This is a genomic window from Phenylobacterium sp. SCN 70-31, assembly GCF_001724605.1.
GTDB lineage: Bacteria > Pseudomonadota > Alphaproteobacteria > Caulobacterales > Caulobacteraceae > Phenylobacterium.
This window is the reverse complement of record NZ_MEEX01000001.1, coordinates 49921-68630: the sequence shown is the minus strand read 5'-3', so window position 1 is coordinate 68630 and position 18710 is coordinate 49921. Positions and strand designations below refer to the sequence as shown.

18 protein-coding genes are annotated in these 18710 nt (G+C 69.7%); 13 read left to right on the top strand and 5 right to left on the bottom strand.

What is annotated here, in order from left to right:
- Positions 1–32: 32 nt before the first annotated feature.
- Together ABS78_RS00350 and ABS78_RS00345 are read right to left on the bottom strand one after the other, a co-directional pair.
- Positions 33–971, bottom strand: a complete 939-nt coding sequence (locus ABS78_RS00350) for an alpha/beta hydrolase (protein ID WP_293373723.1) — start codon at positions 969–971, stop codon at positions 33–35.
- Positions 968–2581 (bottom strand): NAD(P)/FAD-dependent oxidoreductase, encoded by a 1614-nt coding sequence (locus ABS78_RS00345; protein ID WP_293373721.1) that lies wholly within the window; start codon positions 2579–2581, stop codon positions 968–970. Before ABS78_RS00345 ends, ABS78_RS00350 begins: the two co-directional genes overlap by 4 nt.
- 110 nt (positions 2582–2691) lie before the next feature.
- Here ABS78_RS00345 and ABS78_RS00340 point away from each other — a divergent pair, with 110 nt between their 5' ends.
- The 10 genes from ABS78_RS00340 to ABS78_RS00295 all read left to right on the top strand — a co-directional run bounded on the left by ABS78_RS00340 (position 2692) and on the right by ABS78_RS00295 (position 13156).
- Positions 2692–3480: an SDR family oxidoreductase gene (locus tag ABS78_RS00340; protein WP_293374031.1), complete on the top strand. Its 789-nt coding sequence runs from the start codon at positions 2692–2694 to the stop codon at positions 3478–3480.
- Between the two features lie 90 nt (positions 3481–3570).
- On the top strand, positions 3571–4203 hold the full coding sequence (locus ABS78_RS00335) for a TetR/AcrR family transcriptional regulator (protein WP_293373719.1): 633 nt from the start codon (positions 3571–3573) through the stop codon (positions 4201–4203).
- Between the two features lie 221 nt (positions 4204–4424).
- Entirely contained in the window at positions 4425–4946 is a 522-nt protein-coding gene (locus ABS78_RS00330; protein ID WP_293373717.1) for a VOC family protein, read from the top strand.
- Between the two features lie 63 nt (positions 4947–5009).
- Complete coding sequence (locus ABS78_RS00325; RefSeq protein ID WP_293373715.1) at positions 5010–7337, top strand: TonB-dependent receptor; 2328 nt, start codon at positions 5010–5012, stop codon at positions 7335–7337.
- 63 nt (positions 7338–7400) lie between these two features.
- Positions 7401–8420, top strand: a complete 1020-nt coding sequence (locus tag ABS78_RS00320) for an amidohydrolase family protein (RefSeq protein ID WP_293373713.1) — start codon at positions 7401–7403, stop codon at positions 8418–8420.
- 125 nt (positions 8421–8545) lie between these two features.
- Positions 8546–9733 carry an LLM class flavin-dependent oxidoreductase gene (locus tag ABS78_RS00315; RefSeq protein WP_293373711.1) on the top strand — a complete coding sequence of 396 codons (1188 nt, stop codon included), beginning with the start codon at positions 8546–8548 and terminating at the stop codon, positions 9731–9733.
- 151 nt (positions 9734–9884) lie between these two features.
- Positions 9885–10391, top strand: a complete 507-nt coding sequence (locus ABS78_RS00310) for a MaoC family dehydratase N-terminal domain-containing protein (RefSeq protein ID WP_363082378.1) — start codon at positions 9885–9887, stop codon at positions 10389–10391.
- 3 nt (positions 10392–10394) lie between these two features.
- Entirely contained in the window at positions 10395–10817 is a 423-nt protein-coding gene (locus ABS78_RS00305; RefSeq protein ID WP_293373707.1) for a MaoC/PaaZ C-terminal domain-containing protein, read from the top strand.
- A 31-nt stretch (positions 10818–10848) separates the two neighbouring features.
- Positions 10849–12387 (top strand): acyl-CoA synthetase, encoded by a 1539-nt coding sequence (locus ABS78_RS00300; protein WP_293373705.1) that lies wholly within the window; start codon positions 10849–10851, stop codon positions 12385–12387.
- A gap of 22 nt (positions 12388–12409) precedes the next feature.
- The gene (locus ABS78_RS00295; RefSeq protein ID WP_293373703.1) at positions 12410–13156 is read left to right on the top strand and encodes a glucose 1-dehydrogenase; all 747 of its coding nucleotides are present in this window, start codon (positions 12410–12412) and stop codon (positions 13154–13156) included.
- Between the two features lie 19 nt (positions 13157–13175).
- On the opposite strand, the gene ABS78_RS00290 is transcribed toward ABS78_RS00295, so the two are convergent.
- Both ABS78_RS00290 and ABS78_RS00285 read right to left on the bottom strand, forming a co-directional pair.
- Complete coding sequence (locus ABS78_RS00290; protein WP_293373701.1) at positions 13176–13877, bottom strand: EF-hand domain-containing protein; 702 nt, start codon at positions 13875–13877, stop codon at positions 13176–13178.
- Positions 13878–14000: 123 nt separating this feature from the next.
- Positions 14001–14909, bottom strand: coding sequence for a LysR family transcriptional regulator (locus ABS78_RS00285; RefSeq protein WP_293373699.1), 909 nt, complete (start codon positions 14907–14909; stop codon positions 14001–14003).
- Positions 14910–15002: 93 nt separating this feature from the next.
- On the opposite strand from ABS78_RS00285, the gene ABS78_RS00280 reads away from it, so the two are divergent.
- The 3 genes from ABS78_RS00280 (at position 15003) to ABS78_RS00270 (ending at position 17821) form a co-directional block, all read left to right on the top strand.
- Complete coding sequence (locus tag ABS78_RS00280) at positions 15003–16535, top strand: sulfatase-like hydrolase/transferase (RefSeq protein ID WP_293373697.1); 1533 nt, start codon at positions 15003–15005, stop codon at positions 16533–16535.
- 82 nt (positions 16536–16617) lie between these two features.
- Complete coding sequence (locus ABS78_RS00275) at positions 16618–17310, top strand: TetR/AcrR family transcriptional regulator (protein WP_293373695.1); 693 nt, start codon at positions 16618–16620, stop codon at positions 17308–17310.
- A gap of 25 nt (positions 17311–17335) precedes the next feature.
- Positions 17336–17821: a hypothetical protein gene (locus ABS78_RS00270; RefSeq protein ID WP_293373693.1), complete on the top strand. Its 486-nt coding sequence runs from the start codon at positions 17336–17338 to the stop codon at positions 17819–17821.
- 9 nt (positions 17822–17830) lie between these two features.
- Here the strand turns inward: ABS78_RS00270 and ABS78_RS00265 are convergent, their stop codons facing one another.
- Complete coding sequence (locus ABS78_RS00265) at positions 17831–18556, bottom strand: hypothetical protein (protein ID WP_293373691.1); 726 nt, start codon at positions 18554–18556, stop codon at positions 17831–17833.
- Positions 18557–18710 lie beyond the last annotated feature (154 nt).

The following is an 18710-nucleotide window of genomic DNA, read 5'->3' as shown; positions in this document are numbered from 1 at the left end:
CGGGTCGGAAGTAAAGCCGTGGCCCAGGGATGCTACGGCGTCGCGTCCCGAGTCCAGCCGGGCGTCCCCCACAGGAAGCCGGCGATCCGCGCGATCGCCTCGTCGGCCTGGGGCAGGGCGCCGGCGAACATCTGCCAGACGTGGATCATGTCCGGCCACACCTCCAGTTCAACCCGGACGCCGGCGTCCCGCGCCCGCTGCGCCAGGGCGATGGCGTCGTCCAGCAGAACCTCGTCGTCGCCCACCTGGATCAGCAGCGGCGGCAGGCCCGTCAGGTCGGCGCCGGCCGGGGAGGCCAGCGGCGAGCCGGGGTCCTGGCCTGAGAGGTACTGTCCGGCCATCTCCAGCAGGATGCGGCGGGTCAGCATGGGATCTCGGGCGGCGCGGGTGGCGTACGAGGCGCCCGTACAGGCCATGTCGGCCCAGGGGCTCATCGCCACCGCGGCGGCGGGCGTCGGCAGGCCCGCGTCTCGGATCGCCAGCAGGGTCGCCACCACAAGGCCCCCGCCGGCCGACTCCCCGGCGATGGCGATGCGCGGGGCGGGGACGCCGCTGTCCAGCAGGCCGGCGTAGGCCGCCAGCGCATCCTCCACGGCGGCGGGGAACGGATGGGCGGGCGCCAGGCGGTAGTCGAGGCTGACCACCCGCGCCCGCGTGGCCCGCGCCAGGGCGGTGGTGAAGCCGCGGCTTCCCGCGGGGTCGCCCATGACGTAGCCGCCGCCGTGCAGGTGCAGGACGTGCGCGGCGCGGCCGCCGGTCTCGACCTCGATCGTCTCGACCTCGATCGCCTCGGCCGAAACGCCGCCCAGCGTGATGGGTGTGATCCGCAGCCCGGGCGGCGGGGGCGGCTGGCTGGCCGCGAACGCCGCCGCTTGCGCGCGCCGGTGCTCGATCGAGGCGTCGGGGCCGCCCAGCAGCGTGGTCAGCATCGCGCGGATCGCGTCGATGGGCCGGGCGGCCGGATCGTTCATTCGTTCGGCCCCGCGCCGAGGCGGAAGCCCTCGTAGCCACGCTCGGCCACCTGCCGGCAGCGTTCCCGATAGGCGGCGAACCCGCCGACGTAGACGCCGAAGCGGCGCGGCTTGCCCGGAATGTTGGCGCCGAAGTACCAGGACCTCGCCTTGGGATAGAGCGTGTGCGCGACGACCGCGTCCGACTCCGCCGACCAGGCCGCCTCGGCCGCTTCGGTGGCCTCCAGGGTGGCGACGCCGTGGGCGCGCATGTGTTCCAGGCAGTCGGCCATCCAGTCGACATGCTGCTCCACCGCCGTCGGCATGTTGGCGAGCACCGAGGGGCTGAGGGGCCCCGTCACCGTGAACAGGTTGGGGAAGCCCGCGACGCCGAGGCCCAGGTAGGTCCTGGGACCCTCGGCCCAGCGGTCGGCCAGGCGCACGCCGCCACGCCCGCGCACGTCCAGGGCCAGCAGGGCGCCGGTGATGGCGTCGAAGCCCGTGGCCACCACCAGGTCGTCCAGTTCGTGCTCGGCCGAGGCCGTGCGCAGGACCTGGCCCGAGACGTCGAGAATCGGGGCGCTGCGCACGTCGGCGAGGGTGACGTTCGGTCGGTTGAACGTCGCATAGTAGTCGTCGTCCAGGGGCGGCCGCTTGACGCCGATGGGATGGTCGTCCGGCGTCAGAAGCCGCGCCGTTTCCGGATCCTGCACCGTCCGTTCGATGTGGGCGCGGACGAAGGCCTGCGCCGTCGCGTTGGCCGCTTCGTCGGTGAAGAGATCGGTGAAGGCGCTGAAGAACCGCATCCCGCCCTGGGCCCAGAGCGCCTGGTAGGCGGCCTCGCGCGCCGCCTCGCTGACGTCGAGGGCCGCGTGTTCGGGCGGGTCGAAAGGCACGGCGCCGCCCGAGGCCAGGCAGCGGGCGCGGATCTCGCCGTAGTTCGCCTTCACCCAGGCGTCGAAATCGGGATCGGTCGGCCGGTTCCAGGCCGGCAGCACCCAGTTGGCGGTGCGCTGGAAGACGGTGAGGTGGGCCGCCTGCTCCGCGATGCGGGGAATGGCCTGGACCGCCGACGCGCCGGTGCCGATGACGCCGACGCGCCGGCCCGTGAAGTCCACCGGCTCGTGCGGCCACTGCGCCGTGTGGAGCAGCCGGCCGCCGAAGTCGCGCAGGCCCGGGATGTCGGGCCAGTTCACCTGCGACAGGCAGCCCATGGCGGAGACGAGCGCCCGCGCGGTCGTCTCGAAGCCGTCGGCCGTCCGCAGCCGCCAGACGCTCGCCGCCTCGTCGAAATGCGCGGCGGTGACCCGGCTCGAGAACCGGTAGCGTCGGCGCAGGTCGAACCGGTCGGCCACATGACCCAGGTACCGGAGGATCTCGGGCTGCTCCGAGTAGCGGAGGCTCCAGGTCCAGTCCTGCTGCAACGCCTCGTCGAAGGCGTAGCTGTAGTAGTAGCTCTCGCAGTCGCAGCGCGCGCCCGGATAGCGATTCCAGTACCAGACACCGCCCACGTCCGCCGCCTGTTCGAGGCCCAGGACGTCGAAGCCGAGCTCCCCGAAGCGGTGGACCGCATAGAGGCCGCCGAAGCCGGCCCCGATGACGACGACGTCGTGCTGCGGCTGGGCGTCCATGATCCGGCTCCGGAATGGCGTTGCATAACAATCGTTACGTAGACGCTATCGGCATCGCGGGGTGCGTGTAAAGATAACGATCGTTATGATCGGAGGGCGTCGTGGGGCGGATGGCGGGCAAGGTGGCGCTGGTCACCGGAGCGGCGAGCGGCATCGGGCGCGCCTGCGCCCTGGTCCTGGCGCGGGAAGGGGCGAGGGTCTTCGCCGCGGATGTGGACGACGACGGCCTGGCCGGGACATGCGCCCTCGCAGGCGGGGAGCCCGCGATGGCCGCGATCCGCCTCGATGTGACGTCCGAGGCCGCCTGGGCCGAGGCCGTGGGCGAGGTTGAGCGTCGCGCCGGGGTTCTGCACGCCCTGGTGAACAACGCCGGCCTCTGCATCGCCGCGCCCCTGCTCGAGACGACCACAGAGGTCTGGCGGCGGCAACAGGCGGTGAACCTGGACGGCGTCTTCTTCGGAACGCGGGCGGCGCTGCCGCTGCTGGCCCAGGCCGGCGGCGCGGCGATCGTCAACGTCTCGTCGGTGGCGGGCCTCACCGGGGTCCCCGGCCTCTCGGCGTACTGCGCCACCAAGGGCGGGGTGCGTCTCTTCACCAAGGCGGTGGCGCTGGAGTGCGCGGCGGCGCGCATCGGGGTGAGGGTCAACTCGGTGCATCCCGGCGCGATCGAGACGCCGATCTGGGCGAAGATGCAGAGTGACGGCCGACTGGATCCCGGATCGAATTCGGTCGAGGACCTGATGGCGGGAACCCGAGAGGCGGCGGCCCATGCGACGCCATTGGGATTCCCGGGCGCGCCCGAGGATATCGCCGAGGGCGTGCTCTACCTGTGCTCGGACTCCGCGCGTTTCGTCACCGGCGCCGAACTGGTCATCGACGGAGGCGTCTTCGCCGCCTGAGACATAACGCTTGAAACATGACGGGCGTGTCGCCGTCCGCGCCCCTGTGGTAACGCGCAAATCTTGGAAAGTGCGGGGGAGGAGCGCAGCATGGCCCGGCAGGCCGACCACGACCAGAGGCGACGGCAGTTCGCCGCCGCGGCGCTGGCGGTCATCGCCCGCGAGGGCCTGGAAGGCCTCACCATGCGCGATGTGGCCAAGGAGGCGGGCTTCACCACCGGCGCCCTGACCCACTACTTCAAGTCCAAGGACGAGGTGCTGATCGCCGTTTCGGAGCAGGGGGCCGAGATCGTCCGCCCGATGATGGACGAGGCGGCCACCGGCATGTCGGCGCGGGCGGCGCTGCGCGACCTGCTCTACACCATCCTGCCGACCAGCACGGCGATGAAGGCGCAGTGGCGCTGCTGGCTGGCGTTCTGGGAGCGCGGCGTCCACAGCCCGCAGGTCCAGCGCGTGATGCGCGAACGCTATGTCGAATACATGGGCCGCGTCTCCATCGTGATCCGCCGGGCCCAGGACCAGGGCGAGGCGCCCCGCGACATCGACGTGGAGCACGTCGCGCGCGAGATCATCGCCCTCATCGACGGCCTCAGCGTCCAGGTGCTGCTGGGCGTCGGCAAGTTCACCAGCACGACCCAGCGGCAGTTCGTGGACTCCCTGCTGGACGCCCGCCTGGGTCCCGTTCCGGAACCGGCGCGGAAGGCTTCGCGCGTCGCAGGCTGACAAAATTGCGTAACAATTGTTACGCCACGAAGGCGCCAGTCCCGTCGTGCCTGGCGGCGGCGAGATCGGTTGACGCATCGAACTGAAATTCCAGAACGACCGTTATACTATTCCTTTGCGAAATCTACAGAACCAGCGTTATGCTTTCTCCATAAGATGAGCGTCGGACGGCCGCGCGTTGTGTGTGGTGCGCCGGGGCCGCGATACGGGGAGAAACGGGCGTGTCGGAACCGGCGTGGGCGCTGTCGCGCCTCTATCACACCGTCGTCAACTGCCGGGACCTGGACGAGTCGGTGGCCTTCTACCGGCTGCTGGGGTTCGAGGTCCTGAACGATCGCCGCGACGTGGTGTGGCCCGACTTCGTGGGCGGCATCTTCGGCCTGGCGAAGGCGCGGGGACGCGGGGTGCTGATGGTCCTGCCCTCGGACCCGGACGGCCCGATGATGGACCTGATCCAGTGGATCGAGCCGCAGGCGGTCTTCCCCGACCCGGCCGCGCGTCCGCGCGAAGTGCCGCGGATCATCGCGTTCCGGACGCGAAACGTGCATGCGGCCTACGAGTCGCTCACGAAGGCGGGCGTCGTGTTCACTCAACCGGTGCACACGCCGGACGCGTCCCTCGGTCTCGTAGGGACGGCGTGCTGCTACGACCCCAACGGCAACATCATCGAGATGATCGAACTTCAGCCCGGCGTGCGCCACTCGCGCGCCAACGAGGCCCTGGGCGGCGACAAGGCCCGCTGACGGACCAGGCGACGGGAACGCCTCGGCGCGGTCGGAACAACAACAAAAGGGAGGGATCGGAAGATGGCCAGGATGATCGGACGCCCGGCGCGCCTTCTGGGCGGCGCAGCGCTGGTCGCGCTCATGGCGGGCGCGGCGCAAGCTCAGGCCCAGACCCAGGCTCAGACCCAGGCGCAGCCTCAGGCCGCCGACAGCACCGTGAGCGAGGTGGTCGTGACCGCCCAGTTCCGGGAGGAGAACGTCCAGCGGGTGCCCATCCCCATCACCGCCGTCGGCGGCGAGGATCTGGAACGGCAGGGGGTGATCGGCTTCAAGGAACTGGGCGCGCGGGTGCCGTCGCTGCGGTTCGGCGCGGGCGTGACGGGCGGCGAGAACGTCATCACCATGCGCGGCCTGGGCAGCCAGAACACCACCCCCGGCGGGGATTCGCCGGTGGCCTACAACATCGACGGCGTCTACGTGCAGCGCACCACGTCGATCGACCCCGAATTCTACGACATCGCCCGGGTCGAGGTGCTGCGGGGACCGCAGGGCACGCTCTACGGCCGCAACTCGGTGGGCGGCTCGATCAACGTCATCGCCAACAAGCCGAGCGCCGACTTCGCCGCGGGCGTCGACGCGATGGTGGGCAACTACGACGCCCGCACGTTCCGCGGTTTCGTGAACCTGCCGCTGGTGACGGACGGCGACCTTCAGATCGCCGCGCGCCTCACCGCCGTGTCGGCCGAACACGATCCCTACACGAAGAACCTCTCGGCCAAGCCCACCGCGACCGACAACCTCGACCGGCTGGACTACCAGATGATCCGCGGCCAGCTCGCCATCGACTTCAATCCGCAGGCGCGCCTGCTGCTGGCCGCGCACCGCACCTGGAGCGAAGGCGTCGCGGCCACGGCGACGGCCTGGTGGCAGACGCCCGCCCGCTACATGACCCCGCCGCTGGGTATCCCCCTCGGCTCGGCCTGCGACTTCAGCACCGCGGCGAAGTTCGATCCGCGTCGGGTCTGCCACGACTATCCCGATGTCGGCAGCAACGACACCCAGCTCTATTCCGCGACGCTGGACCTCGAACTGCCGTTCGCGAACTTCACCTCGGTGACGGCGCACGGGAAGAGCCACGTCGACCAGATCAGCGACGGCGACGGGTCGGACCTGCCGATCTCGATCGGTTCGGCCTGGCGGCTGGAGGCCAAGCAGTTCTCGCAGGAGGTGCGCTTCGCCTCGAACGGCGACGGCGCGCTGACCTGGGTGGTGGGCGGCATCTATTTCCGGGGCCGCAACTTCCAGGACTTCGCCTACAGCGACCTCGGCTACAACAACTTCGGTCCGACGGTCCCGTTCGACCAGTTCAACTTCCTGAGCTCCGGGACCAGCAAGACCCGGGCGCTCGCCGCCTTCGGTCAGTTCGACTACGACTTCGGCAAGTCGGGCGCCGGCGTGCCGCTGATCCTGACGGTCGGCCTCCGCTACACCAACGACCGGAAGTCGGGCTTCAACGCCCTCGACTACCAGCTTCCGCTCGCCTGCGGCGGAAGCTGCGGGGTCATCTCGGGCCCGTTCAGCAACACCTGGAACCGGGTCACCGGCAAGGTGGGGCTGAGCTATCAGGTCAACGACGGCACAATGGTGTTCGCCTCGATCGCCCGCGGATACCTGGCCGGCGGGAACATCACCGGCCTCGGCAACATCTACGATCCCGAGACCCTGACCTCGTTCGATGCGGGCGTGAAGTCGCGCTTCCTCGACGACCGCGTGCAGCTCAACGTCGCGGCGTACCATCAGCGGATCAAGAACCTTCAGGTGTTCATCCAGAGCGCCACGCAGTCCGGCATCAACAACGTGGACGGCGTGACCGACGTGACCGGTCTGGAGGTCGAATTCACCGCTGTGCCGATCGACAATCTGCGCCTCAACGCCACCGGGACGCTCACCGACGCCAAGTACGGCCGCTACATCACCACGGCCGCACGCTTCGGCGGGCCGGGCCCTGGCTGCGATCCGGTCACCCGGCTCTGCGACTTCAAGGGCAACAATCTCAACCAGACGCCGCCCTACACGCTGAACCTCGGAGCCGAGTACCGGTTCCAGACCGGGTTCGGCACGATCACCCCGCGCGTCGACGCCTACTTCTCGGGTCGCGTGGACTTCCTCGCCGACAACTATTTCACCTCGCGGCAGAAGGCCTACCACACGACCAACGCCCGGGTGACGTGGGAGAGCCTGGACCGCAGATACCGGGCCGAGGCGTTCGTCGCCAACATCGAGAACGACGACATCATCTCGAACGACGGCCTGCAATCCATCTCGCTGGGGCAGCAGGTCCTGCAACCCGACAACTTCGTCTACTACCCGCCCCGGACCTACGGCGTCCGGATCGGCGTCAGCTTCTGAGGAGGAGGGCGGGCGCCTCAGAGGCGCCCGTCCGCGCGTTCGCCGATGTCCCTCGAATGGCCCGTGCGCGCCGATTGGCTGGCCCAGGCGCAGGAAGCGCCCCTGGAGCCCGACCTGCCGATCGTCGACGCCCACCACCACCTGTGGAAGCTTCCGCACGACACCTACCTGCTGGACGAATTCCTGGCCGACGCCGATCCGCAGCGGGGCGGGCACAACATCGTGGCCAGCGTGTTCGCCGAATGTGCGGCCATGTACCGTCCGGACGGCCCGGCCGAGCTGCGCTCGATCGGCGAGGTGGAGTTCGCCAATGGCGTGGGCGCCCAGGCGGCCAGTGGCGTCTTCGGACCGGTGAAGGCCTGCGCGGCCATGTTCGGCTCGGCCGACCTGATGCTGGGCGACCGCGTGGGCGCGATCCTGGACCTGCACATGGCCCGTGCGCCCGAGCGCTACCGCGGCGTGCGCCCCATCGTCTGCGCCGACCCGCACGGCGCGCTCGATCCCTGGCCCAGCGCGCCGGCCGACATGATGGAGAGCGCGGCGTTCCGCGCCGGCGCGCGCGAGCTCCAGCTTCGTGGCCTCTCGCTCGATATCTGGGTCTTCCATCACCAGCTTGAGCAGGTGGCGAAACTGGCCGCCGCCGCGCCCGACCTCACGATCGTCCTCGACCATATCGGCACGCCCCTGGGCATGGGCTGGTACGAGGGCCGCCGCGACGAGGTGTTCGCCGCCTGGCGGGCCGGGTTGGCGGCGGTGGCGGAACGGCCGAACGTGCGGCTCAAGCTGGGCGGCCTGAACATGCACTTCAACGGCTTCGGCTGGCATGAGCGGGCCAGGCCCCCGACGTCGGACGAACTGGTGGCGGCCAACGGTCCTTACTACGCGGCGGCCATCGACCTGTTCGGACCCGCCCGCTGCATGTTCGAAAGCAACTTCCCGATGGACAAGCGCGCCTGCGGCTACGGCGTGCTCTGGAACGCGCACAAGAAGATGACCGCGGGCTTCAGCGCCGACGAGCGGCGGCTGATGTTCCACGACGTGGCGGTCGGGACCTATCGCATCGAAGGGCTGACGTCCGCGTAGAGCGCATATCGATCGTTATGTGAATTTATCCGGAAAATTCCGCGCTTCGATCTTGTCCTGGTTGACTCTCTTCGATGCGGATCGATACATAACAACTGTTATAAAATGATGTGAAGGGGCATGGCGTGAAGTTCGACATCTTCTGCGAGATTCAGCGTGCGTTTCCCTGGCATGGGCAGGACGAGGCCAGCCTGTTCCGGGAGATCCTCGACCAGGCCCGGGCCGCCGACGCCGCCGGTTTCACGGCGTGGTGGCAGGTGGAGCATCACGGCTCGCCCGAGTTCAGCTATTCCGCCGCGCCCGAACTGGTGCTGACGGCCATCGCCATGGCCACCCAACGGCTGCGCGTGGGCCACGCCGGCGTGCTGGCGCCGTTCAACATCAACTCGCCCCTTCGCGTGGCCGAACGCGGCGCCACGCTGGATGTCCTGTCCGGCGGCCGGTTCGAGATGGGGCTGGCCAAGTCGGGCGGCAAGGAATGGGAGACCTTCGGCGTCGATCCCGAAAAGGCCCGCGACCAGGTGCGCGACGCCATGCACATCATCCCGCGCGTCTGGACCGAGCCCGAGTTCTCGTGGGACGGCGGCGACTACCGGGTGCCGCCGCGCGAGATCGTGCCCAAGCCGGTGCAGAGGCCGCATCCGCCGCTCTGGCAGACCTGCGGCTCGCCCGAGAGCTTCTACATGGCCGGCGAGATGGGCGTGGGCGCGCTGGGCACCACGCTGCTCAGCCCCGTGAAGTTCCTGGGCGAGATGCTGCGCGAGCATGATCGCGGGCTTTCGGCGTGCCAGGCGCCGGCCGGCCGCTTCATCAATCGCCAGAAGGGCTGCTTCACCTTCGTCCATGTGGCCGAAACGCGGGCCGAAGCCATCGCCAACGGCGCCGCCTGGTCGGCGCTCTGGTACGTCAACGCCGCGCCGCGCGTGTTCAAGGTGCCGCGCCGGGTCTGGTACGACATGATCAAGGCCGGCCTGCATCCCAACTCGGCCCGCGACACCGCGGCCCTGGCGCAGCTCGATCCGGACGAGACGGTCATCCACGACGACGACCCGCCCGTCGTCGTGCTGCTCAAGCGCATGGCCCAGGGTCAGGAGATCGGCTTCGAAGAGGCCCACGAGGTGCTCGAACCTCTGGACTGCGTCGTTATCGGGGATCCTGAGCACTGCGCCGAAAAGCTGCGTGGCTACGAGGCGATCGGGGCCGACCGCATGATGTGCATGATGCAGTTCGGATCGATCCCGCCCGCCGCGGTGCTGAAGAGCATCGAACTGACCGGTCGCGTCCTGGCGCCGGCCTTCGCCCGCGCCGCCTGATCGTCTCCCTGGCGTTCTTTCGCGGCGGGGTGACGGCGCCCGGTTGACTGACGTTGCGCCTACCCTTTCTGATGACCGCCGCGGCGTCCTGAGAGGCCGCCAAGAACGCAGTGGCGTGAAAGCCGGGACGCGAAAGCCAGGAAGGGAGCCCATGTCGGCCAAGAAGTTTCCCGTGGAGGCGGGGCATATCCTCATGTTCGCCAGGTCGATCGGCGACGAGAACCCTGTCTACACCGACGAAGAGAAGGCCAAGGCGACCGAGGCCGGCGGAATCATCGCCCCGCCCACCTTCGTCCAGGCTTCGGCCCAGTTCGATCCCGACTATTTCCTGCGCCCCAAGGTGGGCCAGCCGTGGTTCGGCTCGGGCAAGAACCCGACCGGCGTCGTGCGCGCGCCCGGCGGCGGCGGCGGGGGTGGTGGCCTCCATGCCGAGCAGCATTACGAATACCACCGTCCCCTGCGCGCGGGAGACGTGCTGACCGCCGAGACCAAGCCCGGCAAGACCTGGGAGAAGGAAGGCAAGCGCTCGGGCAAGCTGATCTTCTCCGAGAGCGTCACCGAGTACCGCAACCAGGACGGCGAGCTGGTGGTCACCGCCCGCGGCGTGGGCGTGCGCACCGAGCGCCCCGTGGAACAGCCCGCGAAGAAGGAGGCCTAAGGCATGGCGCTTTCCGCAAGCAAGCTGAAGGTGGGCGACGAGCACACCGCGCGCCTGGTCGAGGACCTGAAGCGCACCCAGATCGTCCAGTACGCGGGCGCCTCGGGCGACTACAACCCGCTGCATACTGACGAGATCTTCACCACCCAGGTGGCCGGCTATCCCAGCGTGTTCGCCCACGGGATGCTGACCATGGGCATGACCGGCAAGATGCTGACCGACTGGGTGGGCGACGCGCGCCTCACCAAGTACGGCGTGCGCTTCACCAGCCAGGTCTGGCCCGGCGACACCCTGGAGGCCAAGGCCACGGTGAAGGCGCTCACCGAGCGTGACGGCGTGAAGCTGGTCGAAGTGGACGTGGCCACCACCAACCAGGACGGCGTGGTGGTGCTGAGCGGCTACGCCGAAGCCCGCGTCGACCCCTGAGGGTCGTCGCGCCGCGATCCAGGGGCGGCCCATGCATCCGTACGTCCACGCCGGGTCGACGCCCGACAAGCCGGCCTTCGTCATGGCCGGGACCGGTCAGGTCGTCACCTACCGCGAGCTGAACGACCGATCGAACCAGGGCGCGCAGCTCTTCCGCGCCCTGGGCCTCGGCGTCGGCGACGGCGTGGCGATCATGATGGAGAACCACCCCATCTACTACGAGGTGCTGTGGGCGGCCCAGCGGGCCGGCCTCCGCTACACGGCGATCTCGTCCCGCCTCACCGCGGGCGAGGTGGCCTACATTCTCGAGGACTCGGGGGCCAAGGCGTTCGTGACGTCGCGGGCGATGGCGGATGTCGCCATCGAGGCCGCCCGGGCCGTGGAGGGACTGGCCCTGTTCATGGCCGACGCCCCGGTCGCGCCCTTCGCCGGCTTCGAGGCCGAGCGGGCGCGCCACCCGGCCGAGCCTGTACCCGACGAGACGCCGGGCGCGGCCATGCTCTACTCCTCGGGCACCACCGGCCGCCCCAAGGGCGTGAAGCGCGCGCTGAGCGGGGGTGCGCTGATCGAGGGTGAGGCCCTGACGGCCTGGGCCCGCGAGGGCTACGGGATGGACGCCGACACCGTCTATCTCTCGCCGGCGCCGCTCTATCACGCCGCGCCCCTGGGCTGGTCGATGAACGTCCAGCGGCTGGGCGGCACGGTGATCCTGATGGAGAAGTTCGACGCCGAGGACTGCCTGAGGCTGATCGAGCGCCACGGCGTCACCCACGTCCAGTTCGTGCCGACCCACTTCGTGCGCATGCTGAAACTGCCGGAGGACGTGCGGGCCAGGTACGCCCACGGGTCGCTGAAGGTGGTGTTCCACGCCGCCGCGCCATGCCCGGTCCCGGTGAAGGAGCAGATGATCGCCTGGTGGGGCCCGATCATCCACGAATACTACGCCGGCACCGAAGGGAATGGCCGCACGGTCATCGATTCCCATGAATGGCTCGCCCACAGGGGTTCGGTCGGCCGGGCGACGGCGCCGGTGGAGGTGAAGATCTGCGGCGAGGAGGGCGAGGTGCTGCCGCCGCGCGCCGAGGGTCTGGTCTATTTCGCGGGCGGCGGCCGGTTCGAGTACCACAACGCCCCCGAGAAGACGGCCGAGAGCACCCATCCCGAGGGTTGGACCACCCTGGGCGACGTGGGCTGGGTGGACGAGGAGGGCTACCTCTACCTCACCGACCGCAAGAGCTTCATGATCATCTCGGGCGGGGTGAACATCTATCCGCAGGAGATCGAGAACCTGCTGATCACCCATCCGAAGGTCGCCGATGCGGCGGTGGTGGGCGCCCCCGATCCCGAAATGGGAGAGCAGGTGGTCGCGGTGATCCAGCCGATGGAGGGGATCGAGCCCGGCGACGATCTTGCGGCCGAGCTGACGGCCTTCTGCCGGGCGAACCTGTCGGCGGTGAAGCTGCCCCGGCGCATCGACTTCATGGCCGAGTTGCCGCGGCATCCGACCGGCAAGCTCTACAAGCGCCTCATCCGCGACGCCTACTGGGGCAAGGCCCCGGCCGGCGCCTGACCCGCCAGCGCCTGGAGTTCGCATGACGCCCAACGAACTGTTCGACCTGTCGGGCAAGTTGGCCCTGGTCACCGGCGGCAGTCGGGGCCTGGGACTGGAAATGGTGCGCGCCTTCGCCGCGGCGGGCGCCGACGTCGTCGTGGCCAGCCGCAAGCTGGAGGCCTGCGAGGCCGTGGCCGAAGAGGTGCGGGCCCTGGGTCGCCGGGCCCTGGCGGTGGCGGTCCACGCGGGCCGCTGGGACGACATCGACCGGCTGATCGATGTGGTTTACGCCGAGTTCGGGCGCATCGACATTCTGGTGAACAACGCCGGCATGTCGCCGGCCGTGCCCAGCCATGAAGTCACCGAACAGCTTTTCGACAGCGTGCTGAACCTGAACTTCAAGGGACCATTCCGGCTGGCCTCCGTCGTGGGTCGGCGGATGGCCGACGGCGACGGCGGCGTCATCATCAACGTCTCGTCGTCGGGCGCGCTGAACCCGCTCCCGCGCGTGGTGCCCTATTCGGGGGCCAAGGCGGCGCTGAACGCCCTGACCGTCTCGCTGGCGCACGAGTATGGGCCGAAGGTGCGGGTCAACACCCTGTCGGCCGGCCCGTTCCTCACCGATATCGCCAAAGCCTGGACCGAAGAGGCGCGCGAGCATTCCGACAACGCCCTGGGTCGTCCCGGCCGGCCCGAGGAGGTGGTGACGACCGCGCTCTATCTGGCCAGCCCCATGTCGTCCTTCACCACCGGCGCCATCGTCCGCGTGGACGGCGGCCACCAGTAGCGGCGACGACCGGCGGCGGTCATCGACGCCGGGGATCACCCCTGGGGCCGCCCTGGGCTCCCGACATCACCTGGGCCGGGGTCGGGCGGAGATCGGTCGCCAGCACGATCCCGTCGCCGTCCAGGTCCAGGAGCCGGAAACGGCGGTCGGCCGCCGCCAGCCATTCGGCGCGGCTCACGCCCATCGAGAAGTCGGCGTCCGCGCCGCGGATCGGGTGCGGCTCGTTTATCAGGCTGTAGAAGGCCGCGCCCTGCCGACGGCTGCCGGCGTTCCCGCCGCGCGGCGACGGCCGCCGCCCGCTGCCGGGTCCCGCGGCGATGTCCTCGCGCGTGATCTCGGGAACCGTCTCTTCCTCCCACCAGGTCACTTCCGGCATGCCGATCTGGCCGTCGCCGTTGCGGTCCAGCACCGCGAACCAGGCCAGGGCGTCGGCGCGGAATTCGTCGCGCGTCAGGCGGCCGTCGCCGTCCCGGTCGGCCGCGGCGAACCAGGCGGCGCTGGGGTAGGGCTGGCCGGGCGGCGCGCGGAAGGGCTGGCCCGACGGGCTGATGAAGAGCTGTTCGCGGGGCCGCATCGGCCCGTCCCCGCTCGGCCCGTCCCCGCCCGGCCCATCGCCTGGACGGCCGAAGCCGCCCGGTCCGGGACCGCGGGGCGGGCCCGCCATGCAGGCCGCAGTCAACAGCGCCAGCCCGGCGGCGCCGGCGACCCTTCTCCAGCCCATTCCATGCCTCCTGGTTCAGATCCTGGGTGCAGATCCTGAGTTCGAATCCCGGCCGCATCCTGGGCCCTGATCGCGGCGGCGCGGTTTCGAACGTGTCACGATGGGTTCCATAGGCTCCGGCTATCAGCCGGCCAGGGCTGGGGGCGCCTCGCGCATGGCGGCGCGGGAGAGTTCGGCCATCGCCTTGACGAGCGGCGATCGCCAGCGTTCGGCGGTGGTCAACATCCAGCAGGCGTAGGGCACCGCCAGCGTGGAGCGCACCTGCGCCAGGCGCCCGTCGCGAAGATGCGGTTCGAACAGGAACGATGCGCCCATGGCGATGGTGTCGGTGTCGAGCGCCCGCTGGATGATGAGGGCGTAGTCGTCGCTGACGAAGGCGCGCAGGTTCTCGGTCTCCCCGCGCGTCATTTCGCCGGCCCACAGCTCCACGCCGGGCAGAACGCTGGGCAGGGCCATCGGCCAGGCCAGCAGTTCGCGTGGTCCCGCATCGGCCAGCGCCAGCGCGGGGTGCCCGGGGCGTGCGACCAGGACGATCTGGTCCTCGAACATCTTCTTGCGGATCAGTTCGCCATAGCGCGCGGCGTGTTCGGAATACCCGAAGGCGATGTCCACCCGGCCGTCCTGAAGTGCGGTCATCACGCCCGGCCCCGTCTCCTGGATGGTCTCGACGTGCAGCCGCGGGAACCGCACGGCGACGTGCCGCAGGAGCTGGGGCAGGGGCCGTAGACGCGAGGCCGGGCCGACGGCGATCCGGATGCGGCCCTCCTCGCCGCGAGCCAGTTGTTCCAGGTCGCGCGAGAGGGCCGCCACGCCTTGCAGCAGGGCTTCGGCCCGCTGCGCCACGAACGCCCCGTAGGCCGTGGGTCGCGCCGCGCCGCCATTCCGCTCGAACAGCTTCACCGAGAGCTGGGTCTCCAGCCGCGCGATGCTCTTCGAGAGGGTGGGCTGCGAGATTTCCAGCCGGCGCGCCGCGCCGCTGAATCCGCCGGCGCGGCAGATCTCCAGAATCTGTTCGAGGTGCCTCAGCTCCATGCCTGAGGGCTATAGCACGGTGACGGGGGCATGTGCAGATCGGCGGCGAGGTTCGGACTAGTCTGGCCGTTGAAACCTGGAGAGTCCGGAACGATGCGAAAGTCCCTCGTCGCCACCGCCGCCCTCGGCCTCGCCCTGGCGACGGCCCCGGCCTATGCCGCGCCGGCGCGCAAGCCGAACGTCATCGTGATCCTGGCCGACGACTTGGGCTACGGCGACACTGGGGTCTACGGCAGCACGTTCGTGAAGACCCCCAACATCGACGCCCTGGCGGCGGACGGCGTGCGCTTCACCCAGGGCTACGTCAGCCATCCGGTCTGCGCGCCGTCGCGGGCGGCCCTGCTGACCGGGCGCTACCAGACCCGCTTCGGCTACGAGTTCAATCCGGTGGGCCGCGACCGCACCAGCGGGGTCTCGCTCGACGAGACCTTCATCGGCGAAGTCATGCAGAAGGCCGGCTATCGCACCGGCATGGTCGGCAAGTGGCACCTGGGCGAGTCGGGCGGCTACCATCCCGTCGCCCGCGGCTTCGACGAATTCTTCGGCACGACGGCCGGGGCCAACGCCTTCATCATCGACACCAAGCCGGGCGACGAATTCCATACGCCGAGGGGCGCCGAAGGCTCTTACGGCACCGTGGAAGGCGGCGCGGGGCTGGGGGACGGTCCCGAGATCGAGCAGATGGTTCGGCTTCGCGAGAGGGCGCCCATCACGCGCGGCCGCGAGGTGGTGGAGGTCAAGGAATACCTCACCGACGCCTTCACCGACGAGGCGGTGCGGTTCATCGGGGCCAACAAGGACAAGCCCTTCTTCCTCTACCTGTCCCACACCACGCCGCACACGCCGCTGCAGGCGCCCGCGAAGTACATCGACCGCTACAGGCACATCGAGAACAAGGGCCAGCGCGTCTATGCGGCCATGGTCTCGTCGCTGGACGACAGCGTGGGGGCGGTGCGGGCCAAGCTGAAGGCCGAGGGCCTCGAGAAGGACACCCTGATCATCCTTCTCTCGGACAATGGCTGTGCGGGCTACATCGGCGACGCCTGCACCAACGCGCCGCTGAACGGGTACAAGGGCATGCACTTGGACGGCGGCGTCCGCGTGCCCTTCATCATGACGTGGCCGGGCCATCTCGCGCCCAAGGTCGAGACGCGGGTGATCTCCAGCCTGGACATCGCGCCCACGGCGGCGGCGCTGGCGGGCGCCACGATGCCCAAGGGGTCGGACGGCGTGAATCTCGTTCCCTATCTCACCGGCAAGAAGACCGGCGCGCCCCACACCGCGCTCTACTGGCGCTCCGGGGTGAATTTCGCGATCCGCGACGGGGATTGGAAGATGTGGATGATCAATCGCGCCGAACCGTCCGAAGTGGCCAGCAACGCGGCGCGCGTCACGCCCGAGGGCGTGAAGGCCGAACTTTCGCCGCGCGGCCATTTCGTGATGCTCTACGACCTCAAGGCCGATCCGGGCGAGACGACGAATCTCGCTGCGACGCGCCCCGACGTCGTGGCGAAGCTCAAGGCCAGGATCGAAGCCTGGGACAAGGGCAACGTGCCCCCGCAATGGACCAGCATGCGTCAGTCCGTGCGCGAGGTCGAAGGCGAGCTGGTCAAGCTCTACCCCTGATCCCACTCACCCGAGCAGGCCAATAGCCTCCGGCTATCCGTCGATGGCGTGGCGGGGGCGGCGCGGCTGTGCAAGGCTGGCGATGCATCTATGGAGTTCGACCCTGCCTCAGCCGCTTGCCGCGAACGACGCCGATCCGCCCGTCACCGAGCGCGAGGCCGAGCGACGACAGCAGTTCATGCGGGTTGCCGCCGCCGTGTTCCGCAAGCACGGACTCGCGCGCGCCACGATGGAGCAGGTGGCCGCCGCCGCCGGCGTCACCAAGGTGGTCCTGTACCGCCGCTTCCCGTCCAAGGACGCGCTTATCCAGGGGATCTTCGCCGAGACCGTCCATCGGCTGAAGGAACAGGACGCCAAGCCCTGGCGTGGCTATGGCGGTGGCATGCGCAAGGCTCTCCTGGCCGCGCGCTCGTTCGAGGACGGATTCATCCTGCTGGTGCGCCACGGCGACCAGAACCCAGCCTATCACAATGCTCACCACGCCCTGCGCAAGCGCACCGGCCAACGGCTGCGGGCCCTGCTCTGGTACCCCGAGCGCCCGCCACCGCCGGCCCAGCGCCCGCCGCTGCTGGAACTGTCGCTCGATCCCATGATCTCGTTCTGCAACGACGCGCTGGCCTACTGGGTGGAGAAGGGCGACCCGGCCCGCGACGAGATGTTCCTGCGGTGGTGCGGGCAGATGATCCGCGCCTGGCGGCACAACGCCGCCGAACTGCTCAATCTGGATTCACCCGAACAGGAATGGCCCTTCGACACGGAGGGACCGCTCCCATGACAAGAGACTGCAAGGAGAAGACATCATGGTCAGTCGAAGGGACGCCCTGCTGGGCGCCGGTTTCGCCCTCGCCGCTGCGGGGCCGGCCATGGGCCGTGGGGTTGGAGCGCCGCCCGTGAAGCCCGAGCATGCGAAGTTCGCCGCCGAGATCGCCGCCGCCCAGGGTCGGCTGGACGCCTTCATGACGGCCTTCAACGCCCGCGACCTGCCAGCCTTCGAGGCGACGTTCAACTTCCCGCACGTCCGCTTCGCCTCGGGAACCGTGACGATCATCAACCCCGGCTATCACAAGCCCGAGATGTTCGGCAGCGGGGCGCTGACCGAATGGGATCACTCGGCCTGGGAACGGCGGGAGGTCATCCACGCCGGCGCCGACAAGGTTCACATCGACACGCGGTTCAGCCGATACCGCAAGGACGGCAGCGTCATCGGCGGCTTCGATTCCATCTACATCGTGACGCGGCAGGACGGCCGCTGGGGCATCCAGGGCCGATCCAGCTTCGCGCCCTGACGCAGGCGCCTAGATCGCCGTCAGGAGAACGCTGGCGACCCAGGTGTCGCGGGTCAGCTTCTGGCGGCGGGCGAAGGCCGCCATGGCCTTCGGGGAGGAATCCCGGGACTCCTCCCAGACGCCGTGGCTGCCGTAGCGCGTCATCAGGAGCAGGCGCGTGACGCCCGCGGCCTGGTCTTCGGCCGAAGCCGAGGCCTTGAAGAGGCCGAAGATGTTGCTGTCGAACTGCGCCTCGAAGTCGGGCCAGGCCTGGGTGGACAGCGACACCACCTCGGCCAGCGACGACGTGTCGATCACGAACCACCGGTGGGTATAGATCCCCTCCGGCCGCAGGCGGTCGGCGGCGCCCGGCCGCGCCGTCGCCTCCAGCCGGTCGCGTCGGGCCGTCCGCACGCCGGGCAGCGTGGCGAGTTCGTCGACCGCCTTGTCGCGGCCGTCCGCGCCCGCCGCCCAGCCCACCAGAAGCGCCGCCTGGCGGGCATGCCATCCGATCTGGGGCGTGAACAGGCCGAGAAGCTGTCCGCCCGCCGCCTCGACCGCGGCTTTTCGGGCCTTCAGGTGGTTCGCGTATTCGCTCGCCGGCCGCGAGCCCGGGGGGGCGTCGAAGTCCAGGAAGAGGTAGTCGTATACGCGAGCCTGCCGCCCTTCGGCGGCCCACGCCGCCCCTGCAGCCTGTGCGGTGGCCATCGTAGCGCCTGCGCCGGCAAGCCACTGTCTGCGATCGATCGGGTTCATGGCGACGACTGTCCGACCGGCATCGCGCGCGCGTCAAGCGGACAGGGCGGAATGGCTCCACACCCTGCGGGCATTGGCGGCGCGCCCGGCGGCTGGGGTAGCGTCTCGGCCGCTGTCACCGCCCGGTAACGGGACATGAGAGGCGGATCAGGGG